The following is a 26,209-nucleotide window of genomic DNA, read 5'->3' as shown; positions in this document are numbered from 1 at the left end:
CGCACGCGTGTTATCACGCAAAAAAAAGAGGCCCCAAAAGGGGCCTCCTGAGCGGGAATTTCCCGGCCGACTAGCTTGGCTTACCAGCCACCGCCGCCGCTGTAGCTACCGTCCTTGTCATAGCTGCTGTAGCTACCGTCTTTATCGTAGCCGTCCTTGTCATAGCTACTGTAGCTGCCGTCTTTATCGTAGCCGTCCTTGTCATAGCTACTGTAGCTGCCGTCTTTGTCGTAGCCGTCCTTGTCATAGCCGCTGTAGCTACCGTCCTTGTCGTAGCCGTCCTTGTCATAGCCATCCTTATCGTCGTGGCCATCAACAGTGACAGTGGTGGAATCTGTCGCCGAACATATGGCGCCGGTGGGAAGGTTGCCGGTGACGGTGACCACATTGGTGGTGGTCTTCTCGATACAGGCGGTCTTGGTAACGGTAACGCTTTGGCCGTTGGCAAGCTGGTTGGGGAAACTGATCATACCCAGTTTGTCATCGGAGACCAGGACATTGGCCAGGGCGCTACCTAAATTGCTTACCACATAGGTATAGGTGACCTCGTGGCCGGTGGGGCAGGCGCCGCTGTCATAGCCGTCTTTGTCGTAGTAGCTCTTGCCGACATAGTGGCCGTCCTTGTCGTAGCTGCCATCTTTGTCGTAACTGCCATCTTTGTCGTAACTGCCATCTTTGTCGTAACTGCTGTAGCTATAGCTACCGTCCTTGTCGTAGCTGCTGTCTTTGTCATAGCTGCTATAACGGTCGTATTTATCGTAACTGCTGTAGCTATAGCTGCCGTCCTTGTCGTAGCTGCTATAACGGTCGTATTTGTCATAGCTGCTGTAGCTGCCGTCTTTGTCGTAGCCGTCCTTGTCGTAGTTGCCGATCTTGTCAGGCGTGGCGGTCTTGGTGATATTGAGATCACACAGCGCGGCAATGTAATGGCTGGGATCGGCATCCGTGACCATGGTGTTGTCGAATACCGAGAAGCCCACCACCGAGCCGGTGTTCTCATATTGCCCGGCGACTGCGATTCCTGCGCCTGTGCAGGTCATGCTTGCACCCACTGCCAAGACATCCGTCGGACAAGTAACCGTCACAGCCTGGTCGTCGGTGACCACAATATTGATCAGGTCGACGTTACCGGTATTGGTGACGAAATATTCCCATGTCACGGCGTCACCCACGGACAGGATCGGACCGGTGGGCGTATCGGCATCTTCACCGTTGGTGTGTTTCTCGATGTCGATGGCCGGCGCCGCGGGGATATAGAGACCCGCATCCACGTCCAGATTGGTTTCACCCGAACTCAGGGTGACGCAGTCTGTGGTGCCCGAGGCATCGGCGTCGCTGTCCAGCGTCTCGTCGCCGCCCTGATCTTTCGGGCTGAAGACGTAGCCGGCCGGGCTGACGAATTCGACGAAATACTGCTCGGGCGTCAGGCCGCTGAACAGATAGAAACCGTTAGCATCGGTGCTGGTGGTGGCGATCACAAGCGCAGGTGCGTCGCAGCGGTACAGCCTGACTTCCACACCCGCGATACCGGTATCGCCGTCATCCTGAATACCGTTGCGGTTCAGGTCTTCCCAGACATAGTCGCCCAGGGCGGCCAGCTGGAATACGCCGGCATCGATGGTGCGGTTGCTTTCGCCGGCGGCGAGACTGACGCACGGGCTGTCGCCGTTGCCGTCGGCGTCGCTGTCTCTGGCATCATCAGCGCCCTGATCCTGCAGGGTAAACGCGTCATAACCGACCGGCAGGTTGAAGTGGACCTGATAGTCCCCGGCATCCAGACCGGTAAACAGGTACAGACCGGAGGCATCGGTGAGGGTGGTGGCGATCGGCGTGCCGACACAATCGGTCAGCTCCACGATGACACCGGGGATGCCGGGTTCGTTGGCATCCTGAACACCGTTGGCGTTCATGTCGTGCCAGACATAGTCACCCAATTCGGCCGTGGCGACGACCTGCTCATACATGCCGGCATCGATGGTGAGGTCGTTCTCACCCGACTCCAGATCGACGCATTCGGTCCTGCCGGTGGCCGGGTTGGCGTTGCTGTCGAGCGCCGGAATACCACCGATTTGCGGGCTGAACACGAAGCCGTTGGGCAGCACGAACTCGACCATATAGCTGCCGGGGGCCAGGTTGTCGAACAGATAGAAACCGTTGACATCGGTGGCGATGGTGGCGAGGTTCACCGTGCCGGCGCAATTCCAAAGACGCACGGTCACGCCGCCGATTCCCGGTTCGCCGTCGTCCTGGATACCGTTCTGGTTCAGATCGTTCCAGACGAAATCGCCCAGCGCGGCGGGCCGGTACAGGCCGGCATCCCAAGTCAGGTCGGTTTCACCGGCGGTCAAGGTGGTGCAATCGGCCTGCCCGGTGATCGGGTCGGCATCACTGTCGGTGCCGTCGTTGCCGACGTTTTGTTGAGTGAAGCTGTAACCGGCAGGGGCGACGAATTCGACGTAGTAGTCGCCGGGGGCCAGGTCGGAGAACAGGTAGTTACCGTTAAGGTCGGTCAGCATTGAACCCGCCAGGTCGCCGACACAGGTGTAGAGGTTGACGGTCACATTGGGAATGCCGGGTTCGCCCAGATCCTGGACGCCGTTGGCGTTGCTGTCTTCCCAGACGTAATCACCGATGGCGGCGGTGGCCTGTTCGGGCACAAAGCCCGCATCCCAGGTGTTGTCCACTTCGCCGGCGACCAGGGTGGTACAGATGGTCAGGCCGGTGAACGGATCGGCGTCGCTATCCAGGGCATCCTGAGCGTTGCCATTGGCATCCTGTTGGGTGGGGGTGTAGCCGGCCGGGGTGATGAATTCGACATAGTAATCACCGGGCATCAGGCCGGTGAACTGGTAGTTGCCGCCGGCATTGGTGACGGTGGAGTCCACCAATACGCCGCCGCAGGTATACAGATTGACATTGACACCGGCGATACCGGATTCGCCGTTATCCTGAATACCGTTGCTGTTGTTATCTTCCCAGACATAGTCGCCGATGGCGGCCAGGGTCTGAACCGTGTTGATCTCGGCAATGGTGAGATCCAGCGAGGTGGTCGGGTTGGGGCCGGTATTAATGCGCATTTGCAGCGCGCCGAGGTTAGTGAAGTCTACTGGTCCAGAGCCGCAGCTGACTGATAATACGTCGACCATTCCCAGATTGACGGGGCCCGTACCGCAGTCTTGGAAGATCCCCAGAGGGATGTTGACTGCTGTCGCGGCAGGCACTTCGGGCGAGTAGAACTCGACAATGGAATACGTCCCGGCATCGGTATAGGCCTCCACGGTGAAGCGGAAACCCGCAGTCGGCTGGGCAAACAGAATCTGGAACGAGATTGGGCCTACCGTGCCCCCTTCGGTCAGATCGATACCACCGAGGCCGGTGGGGTCGAGGGTGGTGTCCTGATCGGGGCCGTCCCACTGGACCAGGCCGGTGCCGGTGACCAGTGAATCGGTGCTGAAGTCGAGTACACCAGAGCCGATGGTGATATTCGTTTCAGCGGCACTGCCGCTGGAAATGATCAGAGAATCGGCGTTAATGTCGCGTTGGCCGCCGAGGATAGAGGCGCCGAAGGCCGACGTGTCTGACACGCCGCCGGCGCCCGCCGTCGTGTCGATGGCCTGCTGCGCCACCGTGAAGCTGTCGATAATCCCCGCTTGGGCGGTGGGGACCAGGGCGGGCAGCATGGCCAGGGGCACCAGCAATGCTATCAGCCAACGCCGTAACGTTGCCGCTGTGAATGAATTCCTCATGACGCAGTCTCCTTGCATGTATTTGAATTGTTGTGGTGGCCATGACCGGACGCCAGAGGCGCTAAGCCGGTTGTCGGCGACAGCAAACGGGCTGGACCGTGTTGCAAACGTGCGTTGTTGATGATCGACATAGTGTTTCCTGCTAACTTCGGCACTGCATTTTCGGAACGCGCAGCGCGGGGAGGCATATCTGCATGGATGCAAAGCAATTTTGGTGCCATTGATATTAATGGTTGTTAATCAAGGCCCTGGAAAAACAGCTCTTTCTAAGATGTTAAATTTTTCGACGATTGAGGGGCGCCGGGGCGGCTGAAGAAACAAGTGATAAAGGAATGATCCGGCAGGACGCGGGGAAGGCCGCCCGGGTTTGAACTCGGGCGGCGCGGCTTGGTTGTGGGTATATATCGCGGTCTAGCGCCGCGAAATCAGCTGTTCCGGAGTCGGCTCAGCAGTGCCTCGGCTGCGGCGCGCTCGGGAAAGGCATCCGCCTGTTGCAGTAATTCGGTGAGTAGACCTTCCGCTTCGGCGCCGCGTCCTGCGCCTGCCAGGATCATGGCCCTGTGGAAGGTGAGCGCGGCATCATCGGGGTGTTTTTCGAGTAGGGTGTCGCTGATACGCAGGGCACGTTCGTGTTGGCCGTTTTTCATGAGCACTACCGCCAGGGTATCGCGAATGCCCGCCGACCCGGGCGCCAAGGTATCCGCCTTCTCGGCGTATTGCAGCGCTTGTTTCGGGTCGCTGTCTTGCAGGTGCCAGGCCAGATTGTTGAGGGCGACCAGGTTATTCGGCGAACGCTCAAGTACCGCTTGATACTGCTGCGCAGCGGCGTCATCCTGTTCGCTGAGTGTGTAGGCATTGGCCAGACGCAGGCGCGCGGCCAGGTCGTCAGGGTGTTGTTGCAGCCACTGTTTCAACAAGGCCATGGCGCCCTGACGGTCAGCGGACTCCCAGCGTTGCTGGACCAGCGCCAGCATGTTGGTGCTGGTGGAGTTGTTTTCGAACAGCTCGGCATAAATATCCAGCGCCTTGTCCTGCTGCCCGCTGGCGCGCGCCAATCGGCCTTGCAGCGCCAACACGTCGGGGTTGCCGGGGGCCAGGCGCTTGAGTGTGTCCAGTTGCTGTTGCGCGGCCGCGGTATCCCCTTGGCTGAGCAGGAGCCGGGTCAGCGCCAGGTGGGCGGGCAGGTAGTCGCGGTCGATGCGAGTGCTTTGCTCCAGTTCCTTGCGCACGGCCTGCAGGTTATCGAGCTGGGCATAGGCGAGGCTGAGCAGATAATGGGCCTGGGCGGATTCCGGCTGCAGCGCCACCAAGCGGGCCAGGGTGGCGTGCGCCTCGCCGGAGGCGCGTTGTGCCAGCTGGGCCCGACCCAACACCTCCACCACTTCAGGATGGTCGAAACGGGTTTGGGACAGATCGCCCAGCGCCACGGCGACCTTCTCGGGTTCGCCATTGGCGAGGTGGTGACGGGCCAGGGATGTGCGCGGCTGCACGGCCTCCGGGTGGGCGGCGATAGCCTGCTCCAGATGCGTCACCATGTCGGCTGGGCGTTGTTGCAAATCGTCCAACAGCGCCAGTTTCATCAAGGTGTCCAGGTGATCGGCGTGCTGTGCCAGGATCGCCTCATAGTATTGGCGCGCCGCGGCGTAATCCTGGTCGCTGAGGGCCAGTGCGGCCAGGTTCTGGTTGGCCGTGATGTTGCTCGATTCGATCTGGCGGGCTTTGTTGAACGCCGCCTTGGCCGCTTCAGTCTCGTCTCGCGCCAGTTGCGCCAAGCCAAACATGATATGGGCATCGGCCTGTTCGGGATTGCGCTGGCGATAGCTCTGTGCGATCGCCAGGGCCTGGTCCGGTTTATCATTATCGAGATAGTGACGGATGAGGACTTTGTCGGCGGTGGCTTGGCGTTCGGGGTCAAGCTCGACGGCCTTGTCCAGCATGCGGATGCCCTCGGCCTCATTGTCTTGGGCCAACAGGGCGGCGCCCAGCCGCAGGTAGGCGTCGGCGGAGTCGGGTTGCAGAGCGACGATCTTTTCCAACAGCGAGACACCTTCGTCGCGTTTGCCCTGTTGGATGAGGGCGATGGCGAGCAGATTGAGCGCCGCCACATCTTCGCCATTGGCGTTTACCACCGGGCGCAGCAGCCGTTCCACCGCGGCGAAATCGCCCTCCTGCAACCGGATTTCGGCCAGCAACTTGCGGCCCGGGATAAAGCCCGCATTGGCGGCGACGAAGCGGGATATCAAGTTCTCCGCCTGTTCCCGTTGTCCCAGCTGGTGATGGGTGGCGCCGAGATAGAACAGCGCCGGCATGAATTGGTCGTTGGCCTTAAGCGCCAGTTCCAAGGCCGCCTGAGCTTGGGGGTAGCGCTGCTGATAATAGTGCACCAGGCCCTGGACGTAATGGAGTTCGTAGTAGTTGGGGATGCGTTTTTTGACTTTGTCGATGTCCGCCTGGGCGGCATCGTATTTCTTCAGCTCGACGCGCACCAGGGCACGCTTGAGGCGATCGATCACATTGTTAAAGCGGTTTTCGATGGCCTGAGTGAGGGCGGCTTCCGCCGCCTCGGGGCGCTGTTCGCGGCGTTCGATTTCGCTCAGCAGGCTCCAGGCCGGGGCGTGTGTGTCGTCGCGTTGGAGCAGCTTGTCCAGCAGATCTCTGGCGTGTTCCAGCTCGTTGCGGGCCAGCGCCAGGCGGGCCTGCTCGGTGACGGCCACGGTTGAGTCGGGCTGCAGGGCGAGTGTCCGCTCGACCTTCGCCTGCGCCTCCTCATAACGGTTCTGGGCGATCAAGGCGGTGGCCTGGGCGGCCAGGATCTGTGTCTGCGCCTTGGGCGAGAGCCCCTCGATCGGTAAGGCCAGCACGTCGTCGTACTTGCCCTGGGACGCATAGCTGCGGGCCAGCAGGGGGCGCACCGATTCGTCTACGACACCCAGTTCGCGGGCCCGTTTGAGCTCCTTTTCCGCCGCCGCCGGATCACCCATGTCCAAATGTACATTGCCGAGCAGCCAGCGCGCCTCGGGATTTTCAGGATTCTGTTGCAGCGTATTTTTGAGCTGGATGGAAGCGGCGCGCAGTTCGCCCTTGTCCAGGTGGTCCTTGGCGCGTTCGAGCAACGCCTGTTCGGACAGCTCGGTGCTGCACGCGGCCAGCAGCAGCGGCAATAATAAGGTGATGAACGTCAGGGCAGAATTCTTGGTGGAAAAATCGAACATGCGTGCTCCGCGAGGTCGTGATTTACTATATATACAGGTGGTCCGGGTGTCGTGTTTGATTGATGCGTGTGCCGTTTGGCCGTCGCGGGCCCTGGGCACGCCACATGATGCCCCAGCGCACAAGGGAATACAATCATGCCCTAATTTAAGATCCGGGGGTTTGGTCGGGCGGGGGTGTCAAAATTTTTTACACCGGAGCGCCGCCAGTCGATGGCGGTGTACTTAAGCATGATGTTTATGCCCCGCAAGGCGCTGGGCATTGCGCTCTAAAACTGGTGTATGCTCTGCGCAGCTCGAGGGGGCTTGGGTGTTCGGGGTGCCAAGATGTCGAAATACTTTACATTCATCGTTTTGGAGCGCCGTGGGGCGAGTAATGGATATGTGTAACTTATTGTAAAATATAAAAATAAAAGTTTTGGCACGCAAATCGCATTATGATGAGCGAAGAACAACAATTTTTGAATGATTACAGTTTTCTTAAGGAGCTAGAGATGAAAGGCGAAATGAAATTAATGGTTGGAACCGCGCTGTTGGGCATGAGCATGAGCGCCAACGCGGCTATTATCGATCTGTTTACCACAGATCAGGCTGAGTTGTCCGACGGTACCGTTGGCGGTGGTGGGGTTTCGAGTTCCGTTAGCAGTGGCCTCGGGGATATTCTTACGGGTGTCGGTGATGCTGCGGGTGAACGCGATCTGTTCGTAGAGCTTTTGGATAACGACGGCGTGCCGACTCGTGAAGCAACTATTGGTGTTGCGGGTGGCGTGCTGGATTTCAGTGTTGATAGCCTGGCCGCAGGGACCGGGACCGTGCAATGGGATGGTTTGGACGGCAGCATCGCCCTTGATCCCGATGGTTTGGGTGGTGTGGATCTGACCGCTGGTGGTACTCTTAGCGGCTTTGGTGTCACCACTCTGTTCTCTGACGCGGGTTATGAGTTCCTGGTCGGTGCCTACACCGATGCGACCCACTGGACCGAAATCAGCTTCTCCGCTAGTGCGGTTAACAGTGCCACGACTTCATTCATTCCGTTCTCCGGTTTCACCAACCCCTTCCTGTGCGGCGCGGTGAATCCGGCACCGGGTGTCAACTCCATCACCTGTTCCGATGCCGTCGGTGCCCCGGGTGGTACTCAGGTGGTAGACTTCACCAACCTGGGTGCATTGGAGTTCGTCATCGACCCGAACGGTGGTTCTACCTCGATCGACCTGACCCTTGACCAGATCACCACCATCCCTGAGCCTTCGGTTCTGGGCCTGATGGGCGCAGGTCTGCTGGCCGGTGGTCTGGTTGCACGTCGCAACAAGAAGAATAAGGCCGCTAGCGCCTAATCCAGATTTCAAATTCTGGCTTCTAGACTCGACGCGGTCCCATCTTGGATGGGGCCGCGTTTTTTATTGTTCGAACGTCGCTAATCGAGTCCTCGCCTCCGCGCCTGTTCAGTGCGCCCCGTGATTTCGATACAGATTTGAGTTTGTCCTGCAGCGTTGTAGACTGGCCTCTGTCACGGCCTGTGGAATGAGGACACATGAAGACCGAACCCCTGGACTATCTGCTATCCGCGCTCGCCATCAGCCTGCTCGCGCTATTTTCGCTGGCCGTTACGGCAATGCTTTCCGGCGGGATCACAGCGCTATTACTGGGTGACTATGGTGTATTGGCCGACGCCTTGCTGTTTTTGCTCTTCTATGGGGTGTTTTCAGCGCTGGCCTGCCGCGGCCTGGTGAAACGGGGCCTTATCCGTGCCGGCACGTTTCCCATGAGCGACCCGGTGTTCCGCTGGTGGAAACTGTTTACGGTCATTTACGAATTCGGCCGCGGCGCGCTGCTGCCCTTTACCACCGTTTTCGCCAAGCCGCTGGTGGCGAAGATGTTCGGCGCCGGGATCGGCCACGACATCGCCCTGGGCGGGCGCCTGGTGGACCCTCAGTTCGTCTCCATCGGCGATGAAGCCATTGTCGGTCAGGATTCGGTGATTACCGCCCATACCATTACCAGCGGCCGGATCATTCTCGATCCGGTGGTCATCGGTGCCCGCGCCACGGTCGGGGTGAATGTGGTGATTATGTCCGGGGTTCAGGTGGGCGAGGGGGCGGTGCTGACCGCCGGGGCCGTGGTGCCGCCCAAGACGGTCATTCCCGCCGGCGAGTTGTGGGGCGGGGTGCCCGCCAGAAAGATCAAGGCCCTCGACAGCGACGCTTAGTCTATCGCTGCCGGAGGGTTCTATGCCAGCAAGTCCTCAATCAATGCCGGAAACAGTTCGCTGACCGGGTAGCGCTGATAGAGGGCTTTGACCTGTACGGCCTGTGCCTTGTAACCGGCCTGCTCAAGTGTCGCACTGACGGCGTCTTTAACGGATTGCCGGGTCACTTGTTCGGAACGCAACAGCCGGCCGGCACCGAAGCGTTCGATGGACGCCATGTTCATGTGCTGGTCCATGTTGCTTGCGATCCCCATCACGGGAACACCCATTGCCAGCGCCTGTTGCGTGGCGGGGCTACCGCCGTTGCAGATGACCAGGCTGGCCCGCGCCGCGGCGGCATCGCCGGGCAGGTAGTCGACCAGGAAGGCGTTATCGGGCACGGGCGTATCGAGGGGGCGGCCCAGGGTGGCGGCGATGACGGTGACGTCTTGATCGCTGAGCGCCTCGAGCGCCAAGGGTAGCAGGTCGTGGCGTCCCGAGCTGCCCAGGTTGAGATAGACAATGGGGCGTTCGCCCGGCAATTCCTCCCACCACGGCGGCAGGGGGATGCTCGGCGACCACAGCACCGGCCCGAGAAAGTGATGATTGGCAGGCGGATTGTGCAGCTCGGTCAATTCCGGAATGTCGGCATAGAGTACATGATCGGCCCAGGTGTAGCTGCGCCTCAGATTATGGCCCAGGGACGGCAGGCCGTGGCGACGCCTGATCTGATTCAAGGGCCGGGCGTGCCAGGCGAAAATCAAGGGACGGACCCAGTCGAACAGGTGTTGCGCCGCGCCGGCGCCGAGCAGGCCGGCCAAGGGGTGTTCGGGGATGGGCGTGCAGCCGCTGGCATAAGGGCTCCAATAGGCATTGGTCACGGTGCAATAGGGCACACCTGCCAGCGGCGCGCTGACGGCCAGTGAGAGGCGAAAATCACCAATGACCAGGTCGGGTTTAAACGCCTCGATGACGCTTAGATCTTCCTCAACATAGCGCTCTAATTGCTGCGCGCTATACACGCGTTGCCCCTTGGCAAGGGCGCGCATAAACATCTCGCTGGCGATGGAGTCAATGCCAATGTGCTCGAATGCCAGATCCGGAAACAGCTTCAAATAGCGGGGATGACAGGCCAGCCGTATATCGAAACGCGCGGCGTCGAGGCTGCGGGCGAGCTGGATGGGCCGCATCACATGGGCCAGGGTGACCGCCTCGGCTACAAACAGGATGCGCGGCCGCGCCGGATGCTCTTGATTAGCGTTCATCATCGCCCAGGCCCTGTCTTTGTGGCGGTGCACCGGGCCTGCCCTGTTCCAGGGTCATCAACAGCGGCGGCAGGAAAAAGAAATCGGCCAGCAGGGCGCAAAAGATGGTGAGCGCCATCAAGGCCCCGGTGCCCGAGTTGAACTCGAAGTCCGACAGGGACAACACCAGAAAGCCGGCGATCAGTACCAGGGACGTGACCCACAGCGCCCGACCCACGGTGGCGAAGGTATAGCGAATCGCCGCCTCCGCGTCCATGCCTTTTTCGCGCCGGGCGTGCAGATATTTGCTCAGAAAATGCACCGTGTCATCGACGATGATCCCCAGACTCATGCTGGCGACGATGGACATGGCGAAGCCGATCTGGCCCACGCTCAGTGCCCACACGCCGAAGGCCATCAGCGCCGGTACCAGATTCGGGACGAGGCTGATGAGGCCGAGTTTGAGCGAGCGCAGGGCGAAGATCAGGATGAAGGAGATCAACACCAGCGCCACCGCCGTGCCGAGCAGAGAGCTGCGGATATTGCGTTCGCCGATGTGGGCGAACATGATGGGCGAACTGGCACCCTCGGTCTGCATGGACGGCGGCGCGTGTTCGCGCAGCCAGGCCTGGGCGCGCGCTTCTAAATCGAGAAGTTCCCGGGAGGAAAGATTGGTGAGCGTAACGGTGACCCGGGTGGCCGATTTGTCGATATTGATGCGATCGTTGAGATCGAGACCGTAGGGCAGCGACATTTCATACAGCAGCAGATACTGGGCGGCAAGGTCGCGTTGCCCGGGGATGCGATACCAGTCCGGATCGTCGCCGTGCAGGTTCTGGTTCAGCCGTTTCATAATGTCCACCAGACTGTGCACATGGATCACATGGGGCTGCTGGCGGTACCAGTCGGTGAAGGCCTGCAGGGTCTCCAGGAACGCCGGCGCACTGATCCCGCCGGGTTCGCTGGCGGCCAGGGAATAGTGGATCTCGTAGATGCCGGTGAGATTTCGATCGATAAACTCGGTGGCCTGGCGCACCGCCGTATCCTCGCTGAAGAATTTGTGAAATTCGTCATTCAAGCGGTTTTGCGGCACGGCGGCGGCCAGGATCACGATCACCAGTCCCACGCCCCACAACAAACTGCGGCGCCGGGCAATGACGAAGTCGGCCAGCGGCGCCATCGTGGTATCCACGGCGCCGGCCTGTGGCCGCCGGCGCACTGGCAGGATCATCATCAGGGCGGGCAGCAGGGTGACCGACAGCAGCAGGGCCACCATGACGCCCATGGCGGCGATGTTGCCCAGGTCGCGCAGTGGCGGTGCATCACTGAAGTTGAGGCTGAGCAGGCCGACGGCGGTGGTCACCGAGGTGAGCACGATGGGCTTGAAATTGAGACACAGGCTCTCGACCATGGCGGCTTGCTTGTCGTTGCCGTCGCGCCGGGCGAAGAGAAAATTGGTCAGCACGTGGACGCAATCGGCGATGGCCAGGGTGGCGATGATGGTCGGGGCGCCGATGGAGGAGGGCGTCAGAATAATGCCCAACCAGCCGGCCAGACCCATGGCCGCGGCGGTTGAGCAGCACACCACCAAGACTGTGCTAAGGGTGCCGGTGGCGGAGCGCAGTAACAGCGCCAGGCCGATGACGACGACCAGGAATGTCGCCGGCACCAGGGTCTTGAGATCGGCTTCGGAATATTCCTGCAACGCATGGTTCATGGCCACGATGCCGGTGACGTAAAAGTCTATCTGCGGGTGTTGCCGTTCGGCCTCGGTCACCAGGCGCTGAATGAACTCCATCACCTCGGGGGTGGCGCGGTGGGCCTCTTTCTCGGGCAGATAGACGGCCACATTGATGGCGGTGACGTCGCCCTCGGGCGCGATCAGCTTATTCACCAGCAGGGGTTCATTCAGGGCGATACGGCGCACGGCCTGGATCTCGGCGTCCGTGAGTTGCGGCGCATCCTCCACCAGCTGCTCCACGATCAGATCATCGCCTTCGCCATAACTGTGCTGAAAGTTGGTGATGGAATCGACGCGGGTGGAATAGGGTGTTTGCCAGGCCGCCTCGGTGAGTTGTTCCACCACGCTCAGCACCTCGCGGTTGAAGACCTGGCCGCGCTCGGGGGCGATGACGATGACGACGTTGTTACTCTTGGTATAGGTCTGTTGCAGTTCTTCGAAGGCTTGCAGCTGTGGATTGTCGGCGCTGAAAAAGAGGCGGTAATCATTGCTGAAGCCCAGCAGTCTGGCGCCGCTGGCGGCCAGTATCACCAGGATAAGGGTGGTGAGAATTACCCCGATGGGATGGGCCGTGACCCATCTGGCCAAGCCCTGCGTCATCGCGCCGCCGGGTCTGAATCGTGTTCAGAGTACATGAGCTGCGCCAGGGGGCGGCGCAGGGAACGTGCCATGGGCGGCGGGCCGAAGCCCAGGCGACCCATGAACACGGCCTTGTCGGCGCGATCCTCGCCCAACAGGTGTGCCAGGCCGCGCGAGACCTTGGCGGCCTTTTGCGCCATGCCCGCGGCCGAGGAGAACGGCACGCCGTCGCGCACATACTCATGGAAGATCAAGGGCGTCATTTCCGGCTGGATGAACAAACCCAGCCGGGTGGCACACAGCCAAAAGCGTTGCATGGCGCGGCCGGCGGCGATGAAATCATCCACGCTCTCGGGTTGTTGCCTGGCCAGCAGGGCGAAATGGCCGGCGCAGGCCAGTCCCGGGATCAGGTCGAGCTGCAGGCGCGGCATCAGGGTGCCGGCCAGGTAGCGGTTCATGAAGCGCACCCGTTGCCAACTCTGCAGGGTCCAGCGCATCAAGCGAGCGGTGAGTGGGTCGACGCCGACGGCCTGATCGGGGATGCGCTCATTGCTGTAGCGCGCGTCCCATTCGATCACGTCGCGATGCACCGCATAGGCCTCGGGCAGAGTGAGCCGCAGCCCGGCATTGCGGAACATCAGGCGCGCCGCCTGCCAGCGGCCGCTCAGGCCTTCCACCCAGGCGACATCGAAATCGGGTCCCAGCGACTCTGCTAACTCCTGTTTATGGCGCTTGCCCAGCGGCCGCGTCTGCATGGGGCGGCGCTGCACGGTGCGCAGCGGCAGATAGGGGATGAGCGGACTGGGCGTGAGTTCGGGGTCGTCCTTGAAATAGACGTCGAAGGTCGGGGTGGTGTCGGGCAGCCCCTTGCGGCGTTGGAACTCGGCGCGCAGGCCGTGACCGCTGGCGGCGATGGCGATGCTTTCCAGCAGGGCCCCCAGCGACATCTGACTGGCATGACCCTGTAGGTCATAGACCACGTGGTCGCGGGTGTCGCGGCCGTGCACCACCAAGTGGTGCTGATCGATGATCTCGAAGCGCCAGGGTTGGGTGTTATCGCCGCTGGGCGCCCAGCGCGCCAGATCGAGGATGTGTTCGAGGGTGCCGCCGGGCGTTTGCGCCACTTCCGCCGACGGGCGGCGGGGTGGCGGTGTGCCCAAACGGCGCCGGGCGATGACCATGCCCAGGCGCTGGAGGGGATTGCGGTTACCGCCCGGGCGCCAGGTGCGCACCAGTTTGTTGCGGTAGGCATCGAAATGCAGCCCCCAGGGCGCCGCGATCACCTTACCGCGTCCCAGCAGGATTTTCAGGGCCTGGGTGGCGGCCGCGCCGGCACAAAGGTCGCAGGCCATGGGCGTGGAGGGGCCGCGGTGATTGGCCAGATCCACTGTGCTCGGGTCGACCAGGTAGCGGCCTTGCAGCATGGCCGGCGAGAGCCCGAGCAAAAAGCGCAGCAGCTGTTCCTGTTCGGTTTCGCCTTCGAGGCGGAAATATTCCTCGAAGCTCATTTTGCCGGGAATGAAATTCAGCAGGGCGGTGCCCATGCCCAGCGGCGCTGCCGTGACGGCGGGGATGCCCAGCTCGGTGCAGGCGGCAAATACCGCGCGCCGCGCCGGCACGGCGAAAAAGTCCAGGCCGTCCACATACAGATCCACATTCTCCAGAAATTCGTAGACATTGTCTTGCTGTACGCCCTGCGGAAACACGCGTATATCCAGCTCGGGATTGATGTCGCGTGCCATGCGAGTGAGCACGTCGGCCTTGGGTTGATTCAGGGCCGAAACCGTCGCCCCCGCCTGGCGGTTGAAGTTGGGCAGTTCGAAGCTGTCGAAGTCGGACAGGTGGAAATTGCCGATTCCCAGGCGGGTCAGGGTGAGCAGGTGACTGCCGCCCACGCCGCCGAGACCGGCGATGGCGATGCGTTTGTGGCGCAGCAGGGATTGTTCGGCCTGGGTGAGCCAGCCGATATTGCGTGAAAATGCAGTGCCGTAATCGAATGTGTCCGTCACTTTATTTACTCTCTCCGTGAGTCCCCTGGGGTGATATCGGCCCGGGAGTGATTTTATGTATACACGGGTCCGTTGACTACACTTCAGATGAGTGGATTGAAGCATTAATCGAAGCCGATTCCGAAAACTGTGACAGAGTTTTCTAATACGTTCACCGCGCTGCGTCGATAGTAGCATTACGACGACAGCAAGATAGAGCCAGGCACAGACGCGCTTGCGCCAAGGTCGGGAGGCCACCTGAATGAAGCAGAACGCCAGTCTGATTGAAACCTACAACGATTATTTCGACATCGAGGTGGCGGATACGCCAGACCTGCTGCGTGAGGTGTTTGCGCTGCGCTACCAGGTCTATTGTGTTGAAAACCCGTTTGAAAATGCCGCCGACTTTCCCGATCAACTGGAAAAAGATGTATTTGACGACCGCTCCGTCCACGGATTGGTGCGTTATCGGCCGACAGGCTGGGTGGTGGCCACGGTGCGCCTGGTATTGCCGGATAACGACGATCCGGGGACTGCGTTCCCCATTGAGCAGAATTGCGCCGCTTCTTTCGCGTTGTCCGGGCTCAACACGCGGTTATTGCCGCGCCGTTCGTTGGCGGAAATCTCCCGTTTCGCGGTCTCCAAGGAGCTCAAGCGCAGGGCCGGCGAGGCGGACACCCTGGCCGGTGTCGGCCCCGACCCGGAGGCCTACGTGAAGCCCCTCAATAACGGCAAGCGTTTGATTCCTCACGTCACATTGGGTCTATTCGCCGCCATTGTGCGCATGAGTGCGGCCCATGATATCAGTCATTGGTACGCAGTCATGGAACCTTCCTTACTACGCCTGCTGACCCGTTTCGGGATCGAGTTTACCCCCATCGGTGAACCGGTGGATTATCACGGCCTGCGTCAACCCTGCTTCGGTGCCGTGGAACAGGTGCTCGAAGGAATGTGGAAAAAACGCCAGGATGTGTGGGCGTTGATCACCGGCGACGGTGCCGATTGGCCGCCGCCGGCCAGATATACCAGCGCGTCTCGCTAGCCCGTATGAATCGCCGCCCGCTGAGAAATGCGGGCGCCGCGCAGCATCGGCCCCCGCTTTTTCAGGAAGCCGCCCCTGAGCGCCGTACGTCTCCCGGTACGCGCTCGCAATCCGAGCGTCGTCTCAGCCGTTGCCTTATCCTTGCAAAACAGCGGGAATCAATGGACACACTGCGTCCGCGCCAATTATGATACCCGTGGGGATGTAGCAGTGACGGGGGTGCGTTTTTTAGCACCAGGGATGTGCGTCCAAAATAACTATAACTAGTACATGCTGGGGTAATTAAACCAATAACCGCAGAGGGACTAGGAAGTCATGACTCATTTATTAGAAGGATTTCAGCAAACCTTCGACGTTGTCCATGCCGACAACCAGGCACTGATTGAACAGTCGTTCGCGCTGCGCTATCAGGTGTATTGCCTGGAAAAGGATTTTGAGGCCTCGAGCTGCTTTGATGAGGATAAAGAATCCGATCAATATGATATGCGTTCGGTTCACAGTCTGGTCTATCACCGGCGTCTGGCGCGATATATTGGCAGCGTCAGGCTGGTGCTTGCCGATCGGCAAGCACCGGACGCGCCGTTTCCGATCGAGAATCTTTGTCGTAATCTGCATCGGGCGCGATTGGCTGTGGCGCATAGACGCGCTTCTTTCCAGGTGGCCGAAATTTCGCGCTTTGCGGTGTCGAAGCTGCGCCGGGCGGGTGCTGGGAATGAGACGGATCTAACAGGTATCAGCGCGCGGCCCTCTTCGTTGGCGTCTGCGGCCAAGCCCGAAAACGAAATCTTGCCCCACGCCACACTGGGTTTGTTTACCGCAATTGTGCGCATGAGCGCGGCGAATGAAGTCAGTCACTGGTATGCGCTGATGGAGCCAACCTTGTCGCGCCTGCTGAGTCGCTTCGGAATCTATTTCCAGCCTGTCGGGCCGCTACTCGACCACCGGGGCAGGCGCCAGCCGGTCATGGGGGATATCGATCGAGTGCTCGCCAGGATCTTTGTGGAACGCCCCGATGTGTGGGAGTTGATTACCGACGCCGGGCGCACCTGGCCACTCAACGAATCGCTCGCGGCACAGATGTGCAAGCCCGCTGCCGATGCCACGCTCGCGGCGAGCCGTCCCCGGGATTACAGTCCGTATCGTTTGCTGGAAGGTGTTCCGGCGGAGGGTTTCGAGCGGGTGTTCGCCAAACGTATCCCAGTTGGTGCCGCTTAATTTTTTTTGGGGCATATACGACAGGACATCATTCATCCGCCTGTGGTAGGTGACTGTTTCGTCGATCTGTTGTATTCGTTGCGCGTTTCAATCTACGCATCGAATCGTGTCGCCACGCCAGCCTGCACGGCTTCAAAGAGGCTCGGCATTTCCGTGTTATGTTTAACATATTGATATTTATGTCATTGCAGGCGGGTCGGCGAGTGGGCGCTAAGCCGCGACCCCCCCCGAGCGGTAAATTCATCTTAATTTATGTTGATATTTGCCGGGTTGAGTGTCCGGGGCGGTGCGCTCGAGTGAGCGTGTTCAGGCGGGACGGTTTGACTGCTTTTACCAGGCAAACTGCAGGGCTTAGGCTGTCTTGAAAGGGGCCTGAGCTGGTATAATCCCGCGCTGATATTCAAACTGGTTCATCAAGGTTTCGTCGTTGCGGACGAAGTATTGTGGTGATCGCTTACGTATTGGCAGGGGAAAACATGGTGCAAAACAATTACATCAAGATACCACTCATGCTGCTTTGTGTGCTGAGCTTGCTGGGTTTGGGCGGCTGCACAGGCAACGTTAAACCTGCCTCCTCTATGAAAGACATTAAGTCCATTCCCGATTACAACTACATCATCGGCCCGGGTGACAATGTCAATATTTTCGTTTGGCGTAATCCGGAAGTGTCCATGTCCGTGCCGGTTCGCCCCGACGGTAAGATCACCACCCCGCTGGTTGAGGACCTCCAGGCCAGCGGCAAAACCCCGACCGAGTTGGCGCGCAAAATCGAGGAAGTGTTGGGAACCTACATAAAGGACCCTTCCGTCACCGTGATCGTCACCGGTTTCGTCGGCCCGTATGATCAACAAGTCCGCGTCATCGGTGAAGCCACCAGTCCCCAGGCCCTGCCTTATCGTGAAAATATGACGCTGTTGGATTTGATGATCGCCGTCGGGGGATTGACCGAATTCGCAGCGGGAAACAATGCGGTGTTGGTCCGCAGAGTCAACGGTCGTGAAATGCAATACCGACTGCGCATTGATGATCTCATCGACGAGGGGGATATCAGTGCCAATGTCCCCATGCTTCCGGGCGACATTCTCATCGTGCCCGAGTCGTGGTTCTAGCGGTACCCGTTTTTTAGGAAGCCAATAAGCAATGCAAGAGATACTGGATCAATTTTACGGTTACGTGCGCGGTATCTGGCGCCGCCGCTGGCCGATGATATTGGTGGCCTGGGCGGTGTGTATGGCGGGCTGGCCCGTGGTCCTGCAAATGCCTGATGAGTATAGTGCCGCTGCAAAGGTCCATGTGGATACCCGCTCCATGCTCGGTCCGTTGTTGCGCGGTATCGCCGCGCAAACCAATCTCGGCCAGGAAGTCTCCTTGATGACGCGCACCTTGTTGAGTCGCCCCAATCTGGAAAAGGTCGCGCGTATGACCGATCTGGACCTGCGTGCCAAGACGCCGGCGGCGATGGAGTCCTTGCTCGATTCACTCAAGAATCGCATCTCGCTGCGCAGTACCGGGCGAGAAAACATCTATACCATCAGTTTTAGTGACAGTGATCCGCAACTGGCCAAGAGGGTTGTGCAGTCTCTTTTGACGATATTCGTGGAGACCTCGCTGGGGTCTACGCGCAAGGACACCGACAGCGCCCAGCGTTTCCTCGATGAACAAATAGGGGAGTATGAGGCCCGCTTGGTCGAAGCAGAGAACCGGCTCAAGGAATTCAAACGCGACAATGTCGGCATCATGCCGGGTGAGGGCGAGAACTACTACGGGCGTTTGCAGACAGCCATGGGTCAGCTGAAAGAGGCTGAGTTGCAACTGGAAGAAGCCGCCAACCGACGCAACGAACTCGAGGCGCAACTGGAGGACGCCCGATTGGACCTGGAGGACGGCCTGCTGACTCAGAACAGAATCGCCTTATCCAGCCCCCTGGATGCGCGCATCCAAAATCTCCGGACCAAACTCGATGAGTTGTTGCTTAAGTATACGGAGAAGCACCCGGATGTGGTGGCCATCGAGACCACCATTGCCGACCTGGAGGCCCAGAAACAGACGGAGCTTGAAGACATGTCCGGCCTCGGCGGCGGCAGTGGCTCCGGTGAAAATCCCATCATCCAGCAATTAAAGATCGCTCTGGGTGAGGCCGAGGCGGTGGTGGCATCGCTCAAGGTCCGGGTGGACGAGTACAGAAAACGGGTCAATTTCCTCGAGGAGAGGGTCGACACCATCCCCGAGGTCGAGGCCAAGCTGAAGGATCTTAACCGCGACTATGGCATCCTCAAGAGTAGCTATGAATCCCTGTTGCAGCGCCGTGAACAGGCACGCATGGCGGAAAAGGCCGATGCCACCGGCGAAGGGGTGAAATTCCGTGTCATCGAACCGCCGCGGGTGCCGCTGGACCCTTCGGGTCCCAACCGCACCCTGTTTATGGGCGTCGTATTGTTAGCAGGGCTGGGCGCCGGTTTGGGCATCGCCCTCTTGTTATCCCAACTGAAAACCACCTTTGATAACCGTACTATGCTGCGCAATGTCACTGACCTTCCCGTGTTGGGCACCATTTCCATGGAGTGGACGCCGGCGCAACGCGTCAAAATGCGTATCGAGGTGGTGGTGTTTACCTTTTTTACTCTGCTGTTGATGCTGGCCTACGGCGCGGCCGTCGTTTTTCAGGACCACGGAGTCAGTCTGATGGCCCGCTTAGGGTGACGCTTTGAGGATGTTATGAATACGATAGAAAAAGCCATTGGCAGACTGGGTGCGGCGAAAAAGACTGAAGCGCAGGTGCCGGTCGATGTGCCTGTCCAGGTGGAGGGCGATCTGAACCTGGGCCAGACGGCGTTGCATAGCGCCAAGGGCGACGAAAAGAAGACATCTAAGAATCGCATCTCATTGGATCTGGCCCGCCTCGAGCGCATGGGCTTTCTGACGCCGGAAAGTGGACGCGGTCAGCTGACTGAGGAAATCAGGCACATCAAGCGCCCCCTGCTGCTCAATGCCTTCCAAAAAGGGATTTCACATGGAGACAGCTCCAACCTGATTATGGTGACCAGCGCCCGTCCCGGCGAGGGTAAGACCTTCACCTCCGTGAATCTGGCCATGAGTATCGCTAAGGAGCGGGGCAAGACCGTATTGCTGGTCGATGCGGATGTGGCCAAGCCCAATGTCTCGCGTACCCTGGGCTTGCCGTCCAAACTGCCAGGGCTGGTGGATTACCTGTCGGATGATTCCCTGACGCTTGCCGATACCATGCTCAAGACCAACGTGCCCAATCTGCGCGTACTGACGTCGGGCCGTACCCATATCCATTCCACCGAGTTGCTGGCCAGCGAGGCCATGCGCCTATTGGTGGAGGAGTTATCCCAGCGCTATTCGGACCGCGTGGTGATTTTTGATTCACCTCCTATGCTGGCCACTACCGAGGCTGCGGTTCTGGCCGGCCTGGTCGGCCAAATCGTGGTGGTGGTCGAGGCGGAAAAGACCACCAAGCAAGAGATCAACGAGGCCGTGGGGATGCTGGACCAATCGAAGATGATCGGCTTGGTCCTGAATAAAGCCCGGACAATGTTTACATCGGATTACTATGGTTACTACGGTTACTATGGCTCATCCGGTGAGTAGCCTGGGTCAGTCCGAAAAGCTAAGAATTCACAATAGCGATTCCCTTCCCGGTTTCCGGGTGCTGGTTGGCGGGATTGTATTTGCCTGTCTGCCAGTTAGTACCCTGGCGGCGGAATGGGATGCCACGGCGCGATTACATCTATCAGAGATCTATACGGATAACCTGCGCCTGGCGGTAGATGACGAAGAGCACGAAAGTATCACGCAGATCAACCCCGGTTTTTCGTTGACGGGGCGCGGCGCCAGGGTGAGGGTGGGCGCCGACTATACCATGCAAAATCTCTTTTACGCCCATAATCCCGACAGCAACACCACCCATCACCAGCTTCGGGCCTGGGAGCAAAGTGAACTCATTAAAGACTGGTTTTATTTCGACTCAAGCGCCTCGATTTCTCAGCAACTGGTCAGTCCGAGTGAGCGCGTTTCTGTGGACAATTTGAACCTGACCGGCAATCGCAGTGACGTAGTGACGTTCCAGGTCGAACCGTACATCAAGCGCGATCTCGGCGCCTACGCCACCACCGAGCTGCGCTATTCCCACGGCTGGGTTGACTATGAGGCCGACGGCGTATCCGATACCCAATCCAGCACGGCCAGCGGTTACATTGCCAACGGGTATGGCGCAACGCATCTGTTCTGGCGTCTCGCCCATCGTGAACAACGAGAGATTCGCGACGACGCCGCCGATTCAACGCGCAGCTCCACCACGGGCATGATGCGTTATCGCGTGCTGTCGACGCTCTCCTTGATCGGTTACGCCGGTCGTGAGGAGAACGATATCCAGAGTAACAGACCCAGTCCCGACGGGACCTATTGGAGCGCCGGATTCAGGTGGCATCCCAGTCCCAAGTTATCGTTGGAGGCGACCAAGGGGCGAAATGAAGAGCAGGCACACCTGCAGTGGAGCCCTATCACCCGCACCGCCATCGATATCAGTTATCGCGATCGCGATGTGGGCTTGAACACCTCGGAGACCTGGAACGGCACTCTCAGTCACCGCACGCGCCGCAGTACGTGGGCCCTGAGCTACACGGAAGAGGTGACCAACGACCAGTTTTTGGCCCTTCAGGGACAGGAGGCGGGCTTCTTGGTTGATTCCCAGGGCCAGGTGAGCTCCGATCCCAATACCGGTGAACCGGCGATCGGCTTTCGCGATGTATTCGGCTTGAGCAACCAGGAATTTCTGCGCACGCGGGCGCAGCTGTCAATGAATTATCGCAGCGGCAAGAGTACTGTAAGCTTGTCGGTGTATGATGAAACGCGCACCTACGAGCTGAGCGCCGCGGAGCTTGAAACAAAAGGCGGCAGCGCCTCCTGGAATTGGCGCTTCGCCGCGCGGACATCTTCGCGCATCAGTGTGCAGGGCCAGCGCTACGAGGCTTTGAACAGCAGCGACCCCGGCCAAACTGTTAAAACCAGTTTAAGCCTGGCTCGGCAGCTGAGCCCGCGGACCAATGCCAGGGTCGAGGTGAGTCACCTGGACGGCGAAGAAGTCGGTACGCAGGCGAAATACGACGAAAATCGTGTCTCGTTACACTTGAACATGAATTTTTAGGGGGACTACAAAGACATGTATGAGTCGTTTTACAGATTTTCCGCCAAACCGTTTCAGCTCAGCCCTGATCCCAAATTCTTTTTCGGCAGCCAGGGCCACAAGCGCGCCATGTCCTACCTGCGCTATGGTTTGACTCAGGGGGAAGGCTTCATCGTCATTACCGGCGGCGTGGGCACCGGCAAGACCACCCTGGTGAGAACCCTGTTCGCCGATCTGGCCGAGGAGAACATCGTCGCCGCCCAGCTGGTCAACACCCACCTGGAGGCCGACGACACCCTGCGCATGGTGGCCGCGTCCTTCGGCCTTGCCCACGAAGGGGCAAGCAAGGCCGCCATTCTGAAAAATCTGGAGACCTTTCTCATGGCCCGTGCGCGCGAAGGCAAGCGCGTGCTGTTGGTGGTGGACGAGGCCCAGAACCTGCCGCCCGAATCCCTGGAGGAACTGCGCATGCTGTCCAACTTCGAGGCTGGCGGCCGTTCCCTGTTGCAGAGCTTTTTGCTGGGGCAGAGCGGCTTCAAGGACACGATTCAGATCGAGAGGCTGGAACAGTTACGGCAGCGCATTATCGCCGCCTTCCATCTGGAACCCCTGAGCCCCGAGGAGACCCGGGATTACATCGAACACCGCATGCGGCTGGTAGGTTGGCAGGGCGATCCGGAGATCAGCGTCGAGGCCCATCAGGCCATCTTCGAGATCAGCGGCGGCGTGCCGCGTCGCATCAATAATTTTTGTGACCGGCTGCTGCTCTACGGTTATCTCGAAGAGCTGCACGCGCTGGAACTGAAGCATGTTCAGGAAGTCGCCAACGAGCTTAAGCAGGAGACGCCCGCCACCGCCTCAGAGGCAGCGGCGCACGACCCCGAGCCTGAGTTACCGGAATTGCCCTCGGCGCCGATCCACGTGGGCATTTCGCAAAGCCGCGAGTCCGAGCAGCTGGAAGGCGTTGAGACCCGGGTGGGTATACTGGAAGAGCGCATCGATATCCTGGAGCGCGCCTTGAGACGCTTCCTGGAAACCAGTCGGCGCTAATTTGCACTGATAGATAAAGGCAGTACCCCATGGCAAAAATAAAAATCGTCTGCGTGGTGGGCGCGCGCCCCAACTTTATGAAGATCGCGCCCATCATGGCGCAATTGAATAAACCCGACAGCAAATTCGAACCCTTTCTGGTGCATACCGGCCAGCATTACGATGCCGACATGAAGCATCGCTTTTTCGATCAGCTCGGCATTCCCGAGCCGGACATGGATCTGGGTGTCGGTTCGGGCACACATGGCGAACAGACCGCGGAGATCATGAAGCGCTTTGAGCCGGTGCTGGAGCAACAACAACCGGCGGCGATTCTGGTGGTCGGGGATGTCAACTCCACCATCGCCTGTGCCCTGGTGGCGGTGAAGAAAAATATCAAGGTCATCCACGTGGAAGCCGGCCTGCGCAGCTACGACCGCGCCATGCCCGAAGAGATCAACCGCGTGCTGACCGATCAGATTTCCGACCTGCTGTTCACCACTGAACGCCAAGCGCATGACAACCTGCAGCGCGAAGGCATCGCCGCTGAGCGTGTTCACTTCGTCGGTAATGTCATGATCGATACCCTACTCGGACATGTAAAGCGGGCGGTGCCGCTACAGCAGACCTTGTCCGGTCTTGCTCAGAGCGAACAGTTTTTTAGCGACAAAGGCTTTGCCCTGCTCACCCTGCATCGTCCGTCCAATGTGGACAATCGGGAAACGCTTGAGCGACTGCTGTCCGTCGTCGCCGAAATCAGTGAACAGTTGCCGGTAATCTTCCCGGTGCATCCACGCACCGCCAGCCGCATGGCGCAATTTTCCCTGGCTGCGCTGATTGATACCCCACGCATCTGCCGCCTGGCCCCGCTGGGCTATTTGGAGTTATTGGGGGCGATGTCCAAGGCTAAACTGGTGCTGACCGATTCGGGCGGCATTCAAGAGGAAACGACTGCCCTGGGGGTACCCTGTATCACCTTGCGCGAGAATACCGAACGGCCTATCACCGTGACGCAGGGCACCAATGTCATCGTCGGCACCGATGCGGACAAGATTCGCCGGGCGGTCGACGACGTGTTAACTAGCGGCGGCAAGGCAGGCCGTATTCCCGAATACTGGGACGGCAAGGCCGCCGCGCGCATCGTGGCCGTTCTCGAGGAGCGACTCTAAACCATGATTCGCAACGCCATGACGGTGGACGTCGAGGACTATTTTCAGGTCTCGGCCTTCGAACCCTATATCAAACGCGACGACTGGGACCGCCTCGACTGCCGGGTGGAACGCAATACTCAGCGCATCCTCGACCTGTTCGATCAGCACAGCGTGAAGGCCACCTTTTTCATGCTCGGCTGGGTGGCCGAGCGTTATCCCGGCTTGATCAAGCGCATTGTCGAATCGGGTCACGAGTTGGCCAGTCATGGTTACGAGCACATCCGCGTCACCCAGCAGCAGCCTGACCAGTTCCGCGCCGACGTCATGCGCACCAAGGCGCTGTTGGAAGACATGGGCGGTGTGCCGGTGCGCGGCTATCGCGCCGCCAGTTACTCCATCGGCGCCAAAAATCTGTGGGCGCTGGAAGTGCTGCAAGAGGCCGGCCACGAGTACAGTTCCAGCATCTATCCCATCAAGCACGATCTATACGGCATGCCCCAGGCGCCGCGTTTTCCTTTTTATCCCAACGGCGATGACGGTCTGCTGGAAGTGCCAGTGACCACCTTCACCCTGGCCAAGCGGCGCTTTCCCTGCGGCGGGGGCGGTTACTTTCGCCTGTTCCCCTATCCGATTTACCGCTGGGCCATGCGCCGCGTCAACAACAAAGACGGGCAGCCCGGCGTGTTCTATTTTCACCCCTGGGAAATCGACCCCGAACAACCGCGCCAGACCGGCATCAGCGCCAAGACCCGTTTCCGTCATTACCTCAATCTGGAACGCATGGAGGCCCGCTTGGAACAATTGTTGCGCGATTTTTCCTGGGGCCGCATGGATACAGTATTCGTCGACGCCCGGTAAATCACACGCCCAGTGGAACAGCAGGAGATTAAGGCAGTGCAAATCAAACAGCTGACAGAGCAGGATGTTCAGCGCTGGGACAACTATGTGGAGCAGGCGCAGGCGGCCACTTTTTTCCATCGCGCCGGTTGGCGTCGGGTGTTGGAGCAGGCCTTCGGTCACCAGGGCCGTTTTCTGTACGCCGAGCGCGACGGGGCTATCACAGGCATCCTGCCACTCGGTCATATCCGCAGTCGTATCTTCGGTAATAGTTTGGTGTCGACGCCCTTCTGCGTCTACGGCGGCATTGTCGCCGACGATGAGGCCGCTCGGCAGGCCCTGGAACAGGCCGCTATCGAGCTGGCCCAGGCACTCGGTGTCGACTGCCTGGAACTGCGTAATCAGTCGCCGCAGCACAAGGACTGGCCCGCCAAGCGCGACTTGTATGTCACCTTCCGCAAAGCGATCGACCCCGACCTCGATCAGAACATGCAGAACATCCCGCGCAAGCAGCGCGCCATGGTGCGCAAGGGCATCAAGGCCGGGCTCGAAAGCGCCTGGGATGAGAACATCGAGCGTCTCTATGATGCCTATTCCCAGAGCGTTCACGCCTTGGGCACGCCGGTATTCTCCAAGCGTTATTTTCAAGTATTGAAACAGGTATTCGGTGATGACTGTCGCATCCTGAGCGTGACCCAGGACGGACAGTTGGTCGCCAGCGTCATGAATTTCTATTTCAAAGATCAAGTCTTGCCTTATTACGGCGGCGGCACCGAGCTGGCCCGTGCCGTCAAGGGTAATGACTTCATGTATTGGGAGGTGATGCGCCACGCCTGTGAAACCGGCGTCAAGGTTTTCGACTACGGGCGCAGCAAGGTCGGCACCGGATCCTACAGCTTCAAGAAAAACTGGGGCTTCGAACCGGAGCCGCTGCACTACGAATACGTGCTGGTCAAGGCCGACGCGGTCCCGGATGTCAATCCCTTGAATCCGAAATACCGCCTGTTCATCGGCGCATGGAAAAAGATGCCCCTGGCCATGACGCGTATGATCGGGCCGCACATCGTCAAGAATCTAGGCTGAGCGGCATTGGCGGC

Annotated in this window: 16 protein-coding genes and 1 pseudogene; 12 read left to right on the top strand and 5 right to left on the bottom strand. The window is 59.6% G+C overall.

Annotated elements, in window-relative coordinates:
- Window positions 1-80: 80 nt before the first annotated feature.
- Both Tel_13760 and Tel_13755 read right to left on the bottom strand, forming a co-directional pair.
- Window positions 81-3,698 (bottom strand): hypothetical protein, encoded by a 3,618-nt coding sequence (locus tag Tel_13760; GenBank protein ID ALP54112.1) that lies wholly within the window; start codon window positions 3,696-3,698, stop codon window positions 81-83.
- A gap of 473 nt (window positions 3,699-4,171) precedes the next feature.
- The gene (locus tag Tel_13755; GenBank protein ALP54111.1) at window positions 4,172-6,958 is read right to left on the bottom strand and encodes a hypothetical protein; all 2,787 of its coding nucleotides are present in this window, start codon (window positions 6,956-6,958) and stop codon (window positions 4,172-4,174) included.
- Window positions 6,959-7,392: 434 nt separating this feature from the next.
- On the opposite strand from Tel_13755, the gene Tel_13750 reads away from it, so the two are divergent.
- Entirely contained in the window at window positions 7,393-8,289 is an 897-nt protein-coding gene (locus Tel_13750; GenBank protein ALP54110.1) for a hypothetical protein, read from the top strand.
- Between the two features lie 197 nt (window positions 8,290-8,486).
- On the top strand, window positions 8,487-9,161 hold the full coding sequence (locus Tel_13745; GenBank protein ID ALP54109.1) for a hypothetical protein: 675 nt from the start codon (window positions 8,487-8,489) through the stop codon (window positions 9,159-9,161).
- A 20-nt stretch (window positions 9,162-9,181) separates the two neighbouring features.
- Here the strand turns inward: Tel_13745 and Tel_13740 are convergent, their stop codons facing one another.
- Genes Tel_13740 through Tel_13730 form a run of 3 tightly spaced genes read right to left on the bottom strand, consistent with a single transcriptional unit; the run spans window position 9,182 to window position 14,770 of the window.
- A complete protein-coding gene (locus Tel_13740; protein ALP54108.1) occupies window positions 9,182-10,408 on the bottom strand; it encodes a glycosyl transferase family 1 in 1,227 nt (408 codons plus the stop codon).
- A complete protein-coding gene (locus Tel_13735) occupies window positions 10,395-12,725 on the bottom strand; it encodes an RND transporter (protein ALP54107.1) in 2,331 nt (776 codons plus the stop codon). The genes Tel_13740 and Tel_13735 overlap by 14 nt, the downstream gene beginning before the upstream one ends.
- Complete coding sequence (locus Tel_13730; protein ALP54881.1) at window positions 12,722-14,770, bottom strand: thiamine biosynthesis protein ThiF; 2,049 nt, start codon at window positions 14,768-14,770, stop codon at window positions 12,722-12,724. Before Tel_13730 ends, Tel_13735 begins: the two co-directional genes overlap by 4 nt.
- 184 nt (window positions 14,771-14,954) lie before the next feature.
- On the opposite strand from Tel_13730, the gene Tel_13725 reads away from it, so the two are divergent.
- From Tel_13725 to Tel_13680, 10 genes and pseudogenes are all read left to right on the top strand, one after another.
- Entirely contained in the window at window positions 14,955-15,734 is a 780-nt protein-coding gene (locus Tel_13725) for a hypothetical protein (GenBank protein ID ALP54106.1), read from the top strand.
- A gap of 315 nt (window positions 15,735-16,049) precedes the next feature.
- Complete coding sequence (locus tag Tel_13720; protein ID ALP54105.1) at window positions 16,050-16,949, top strand: hypothetical protein; 900 nt, start codon at window positions 16,050-16,052, stop codon at window positions 16,947-16,949.
- Window positions 16,950-17,425: 476 nt separating this feature from the next.
- On the top strand, window positions 17,426-18,058 hold the full coding sequence (locus Tel_13715) for a sugar ABC transporter substrate-binding protein (protein ID ALP54104.1): 633 nt from the start codon (window positions 17,426-17,428) through the stop codon (window positions 18,056-18,058).
- Window positions 18,059-18,089: 31 nt separating this feature from the next.
- Complete coding sequence (locus Tel_13710; protein ALP54103.1) at window positions 18,090-19,649, top strand: hypothetical protein; 1,560 nt, start codon at window positions 18,090-18,092, stop codon at window positions 19,647-19,649.
- 15 nt (window positions 19,650-19,664) lie between these two features.
- Window positions 19,665-20,450, top strand: a pseudogene (locus Tel_13705) (hypothetical protein).
- A 169-nt stretch (window positions 20,451-20,619) separates the two neighbouring features.
- Window positions 20,620-22,116 (top strand): hypothetical protein, encoded by a 1,497-nt coding sequence (locus Tel_13700; GenBank protein ALP54102.1) that lies wholly within the window; start codon window positions 20,620-20,622, stop codon window positions 22,114-22,116.
- 15 nt (window positions 22,117-22,131) lie between these two features.
- Window positions 22,132-23,145, top strand: a complete 1,014-nt coding sequence (locus Tel_13695) for an ATPase (protein ID ALP54101.1) — start codon at window positions 22,132-22,134, stop codon at window positions 23,143-23,145.
- 29 nt (window positions 23,146-23,174) lie between these two features.
- Entirely contained in the window at window positions 23,175-24,293 is a 1,119-nt protein-coding gene (locus tag Tel_13690; GenBank protein ALP54100.1) for a UDP-N-acetyl glucosamine 2-epimerase, read from the top strand.
- A gap of 3 nt (window positions 24,294-24,296) precedes the next feature.
- Window positions 24,297-25,133 (top strand): polysaccharide deacetylase, encoded by an 837-nt coding sequence (locus Tel_13685; protein ALP54099.1) that lies wholly within the window; start codon window positions 24,297-24,299, stop codon window positions 25,131-25,133.
- 27 nt (window positions 25,134-25,160) lie between these two features.
- Entirely contained in the window at window positions 25,161-26,195 is a 1,035-nt protein-coding gene (locus Tel_13680; GenBank protein ID ALP54880.1) for a peptidoglycan bridge formation protein FemAB, read from the top strand.
- Window positions 26,196-26,209: the final 14 nt, after the last annotated feature.

Source organism: Candidatus Tenderia electrophaga, assembly GCA_001447805.1.
Classification (GTDB): domain Bacteria; phylum Pseudomonadota; class Gammaproteobacteria; order Tenderiales; family Tenderiaceae; genus Tenderia; species Tenderia electrophaga.
The sequence above is the reverse complement of the archived record's forward strand: the minus strand, read 5'-3'. Positions and strand labels throughout refer to the sequence as shown.

Excerpts from the sequence above, each read along its gene's own strand:
- Tel_13755 (ALP54111.1), bottom strand. The coding sequence starts at position 6,958 with ATGTTCGATTTTTCCACCAAGAATTCTGCCCTGACGTTCATCACCTTA.
- Tel_13750 (ALP54110.1), top strand. The coding sequence starts at position 7,393 with ATGATGAGCGAAGAACAACAATTTTTGAATGATTACAGTTTTCTTAAG.
- Tel_13745 (ALP54109.1), top strand. The coding sequence starts at position 8,487 with ATGAAGACCGAACCCCTGGACTATCTGCTATCCGCGCTCGCCATCAGC.
- Tel_13740 (ALP54108.1), bottom strand. The coding sequence starts at position 10,408 with ATGATGAACGCTAATCAAGAGCATCCGGCGCGGCCGCGCATCCTGTTT.
- Tel_13735 (ALP54107.1), bottom strand. The coding sequence starts at position 12,725 with ATGACGCAGGGCTTGGCCAGATGGGTCACGGCCCATCCCATCGGGGTA.
- Tel_13725 (ALP54106.1), top strand. The coding sequence starts at position 14,955 with ATGAAGCAGAACGCCAGTCTGATTGAAACCTACAACGATTATTTCGAC.
- Tel_13720 (ALP54105.1), top strand. The coding sequence starts at position 16,050 with ATGACTCATTTATTAGAAGGATTTCAGCAAACCTTCGACGTTGTCCAT.
- Tel_13715 (ALP54104.1), top strand. The coding sequence starts at position 17,426 with ATGGTGCAAAACAATTACATCAAGATACCACTCATGCTGCTTTGTGTG.
- Tel_13710 (ALP54103.1), top strand. The coding sequence starts at position 18,090 with ATGCAAGAGATACTGGATCAATTTTACGGTTACGTGCGCGGTATCTGG.
- Tel_13695 (ALP54101.1), top strand. The coding sequence starts at position 22,132 with ATGTATGAGTCGTTTTACAGATTTTCCGCCAAACCGTTTCAGCTCAGC.
- Tel_13690 (ALP54100.1), top strand. The coding sequence starts at position 23,175 with ATGGCAAAAATAAAAATCGTCTGCGTGGTGGGCGCGCGCCCCAACTTT.
- Tel_13685 (ALP54099.1), top strand. The coding sequence starts at position 24,297 with ATGATTCGCAACGCCATGACGGTGGACGTCGAGGACTATTTTCAGGTC.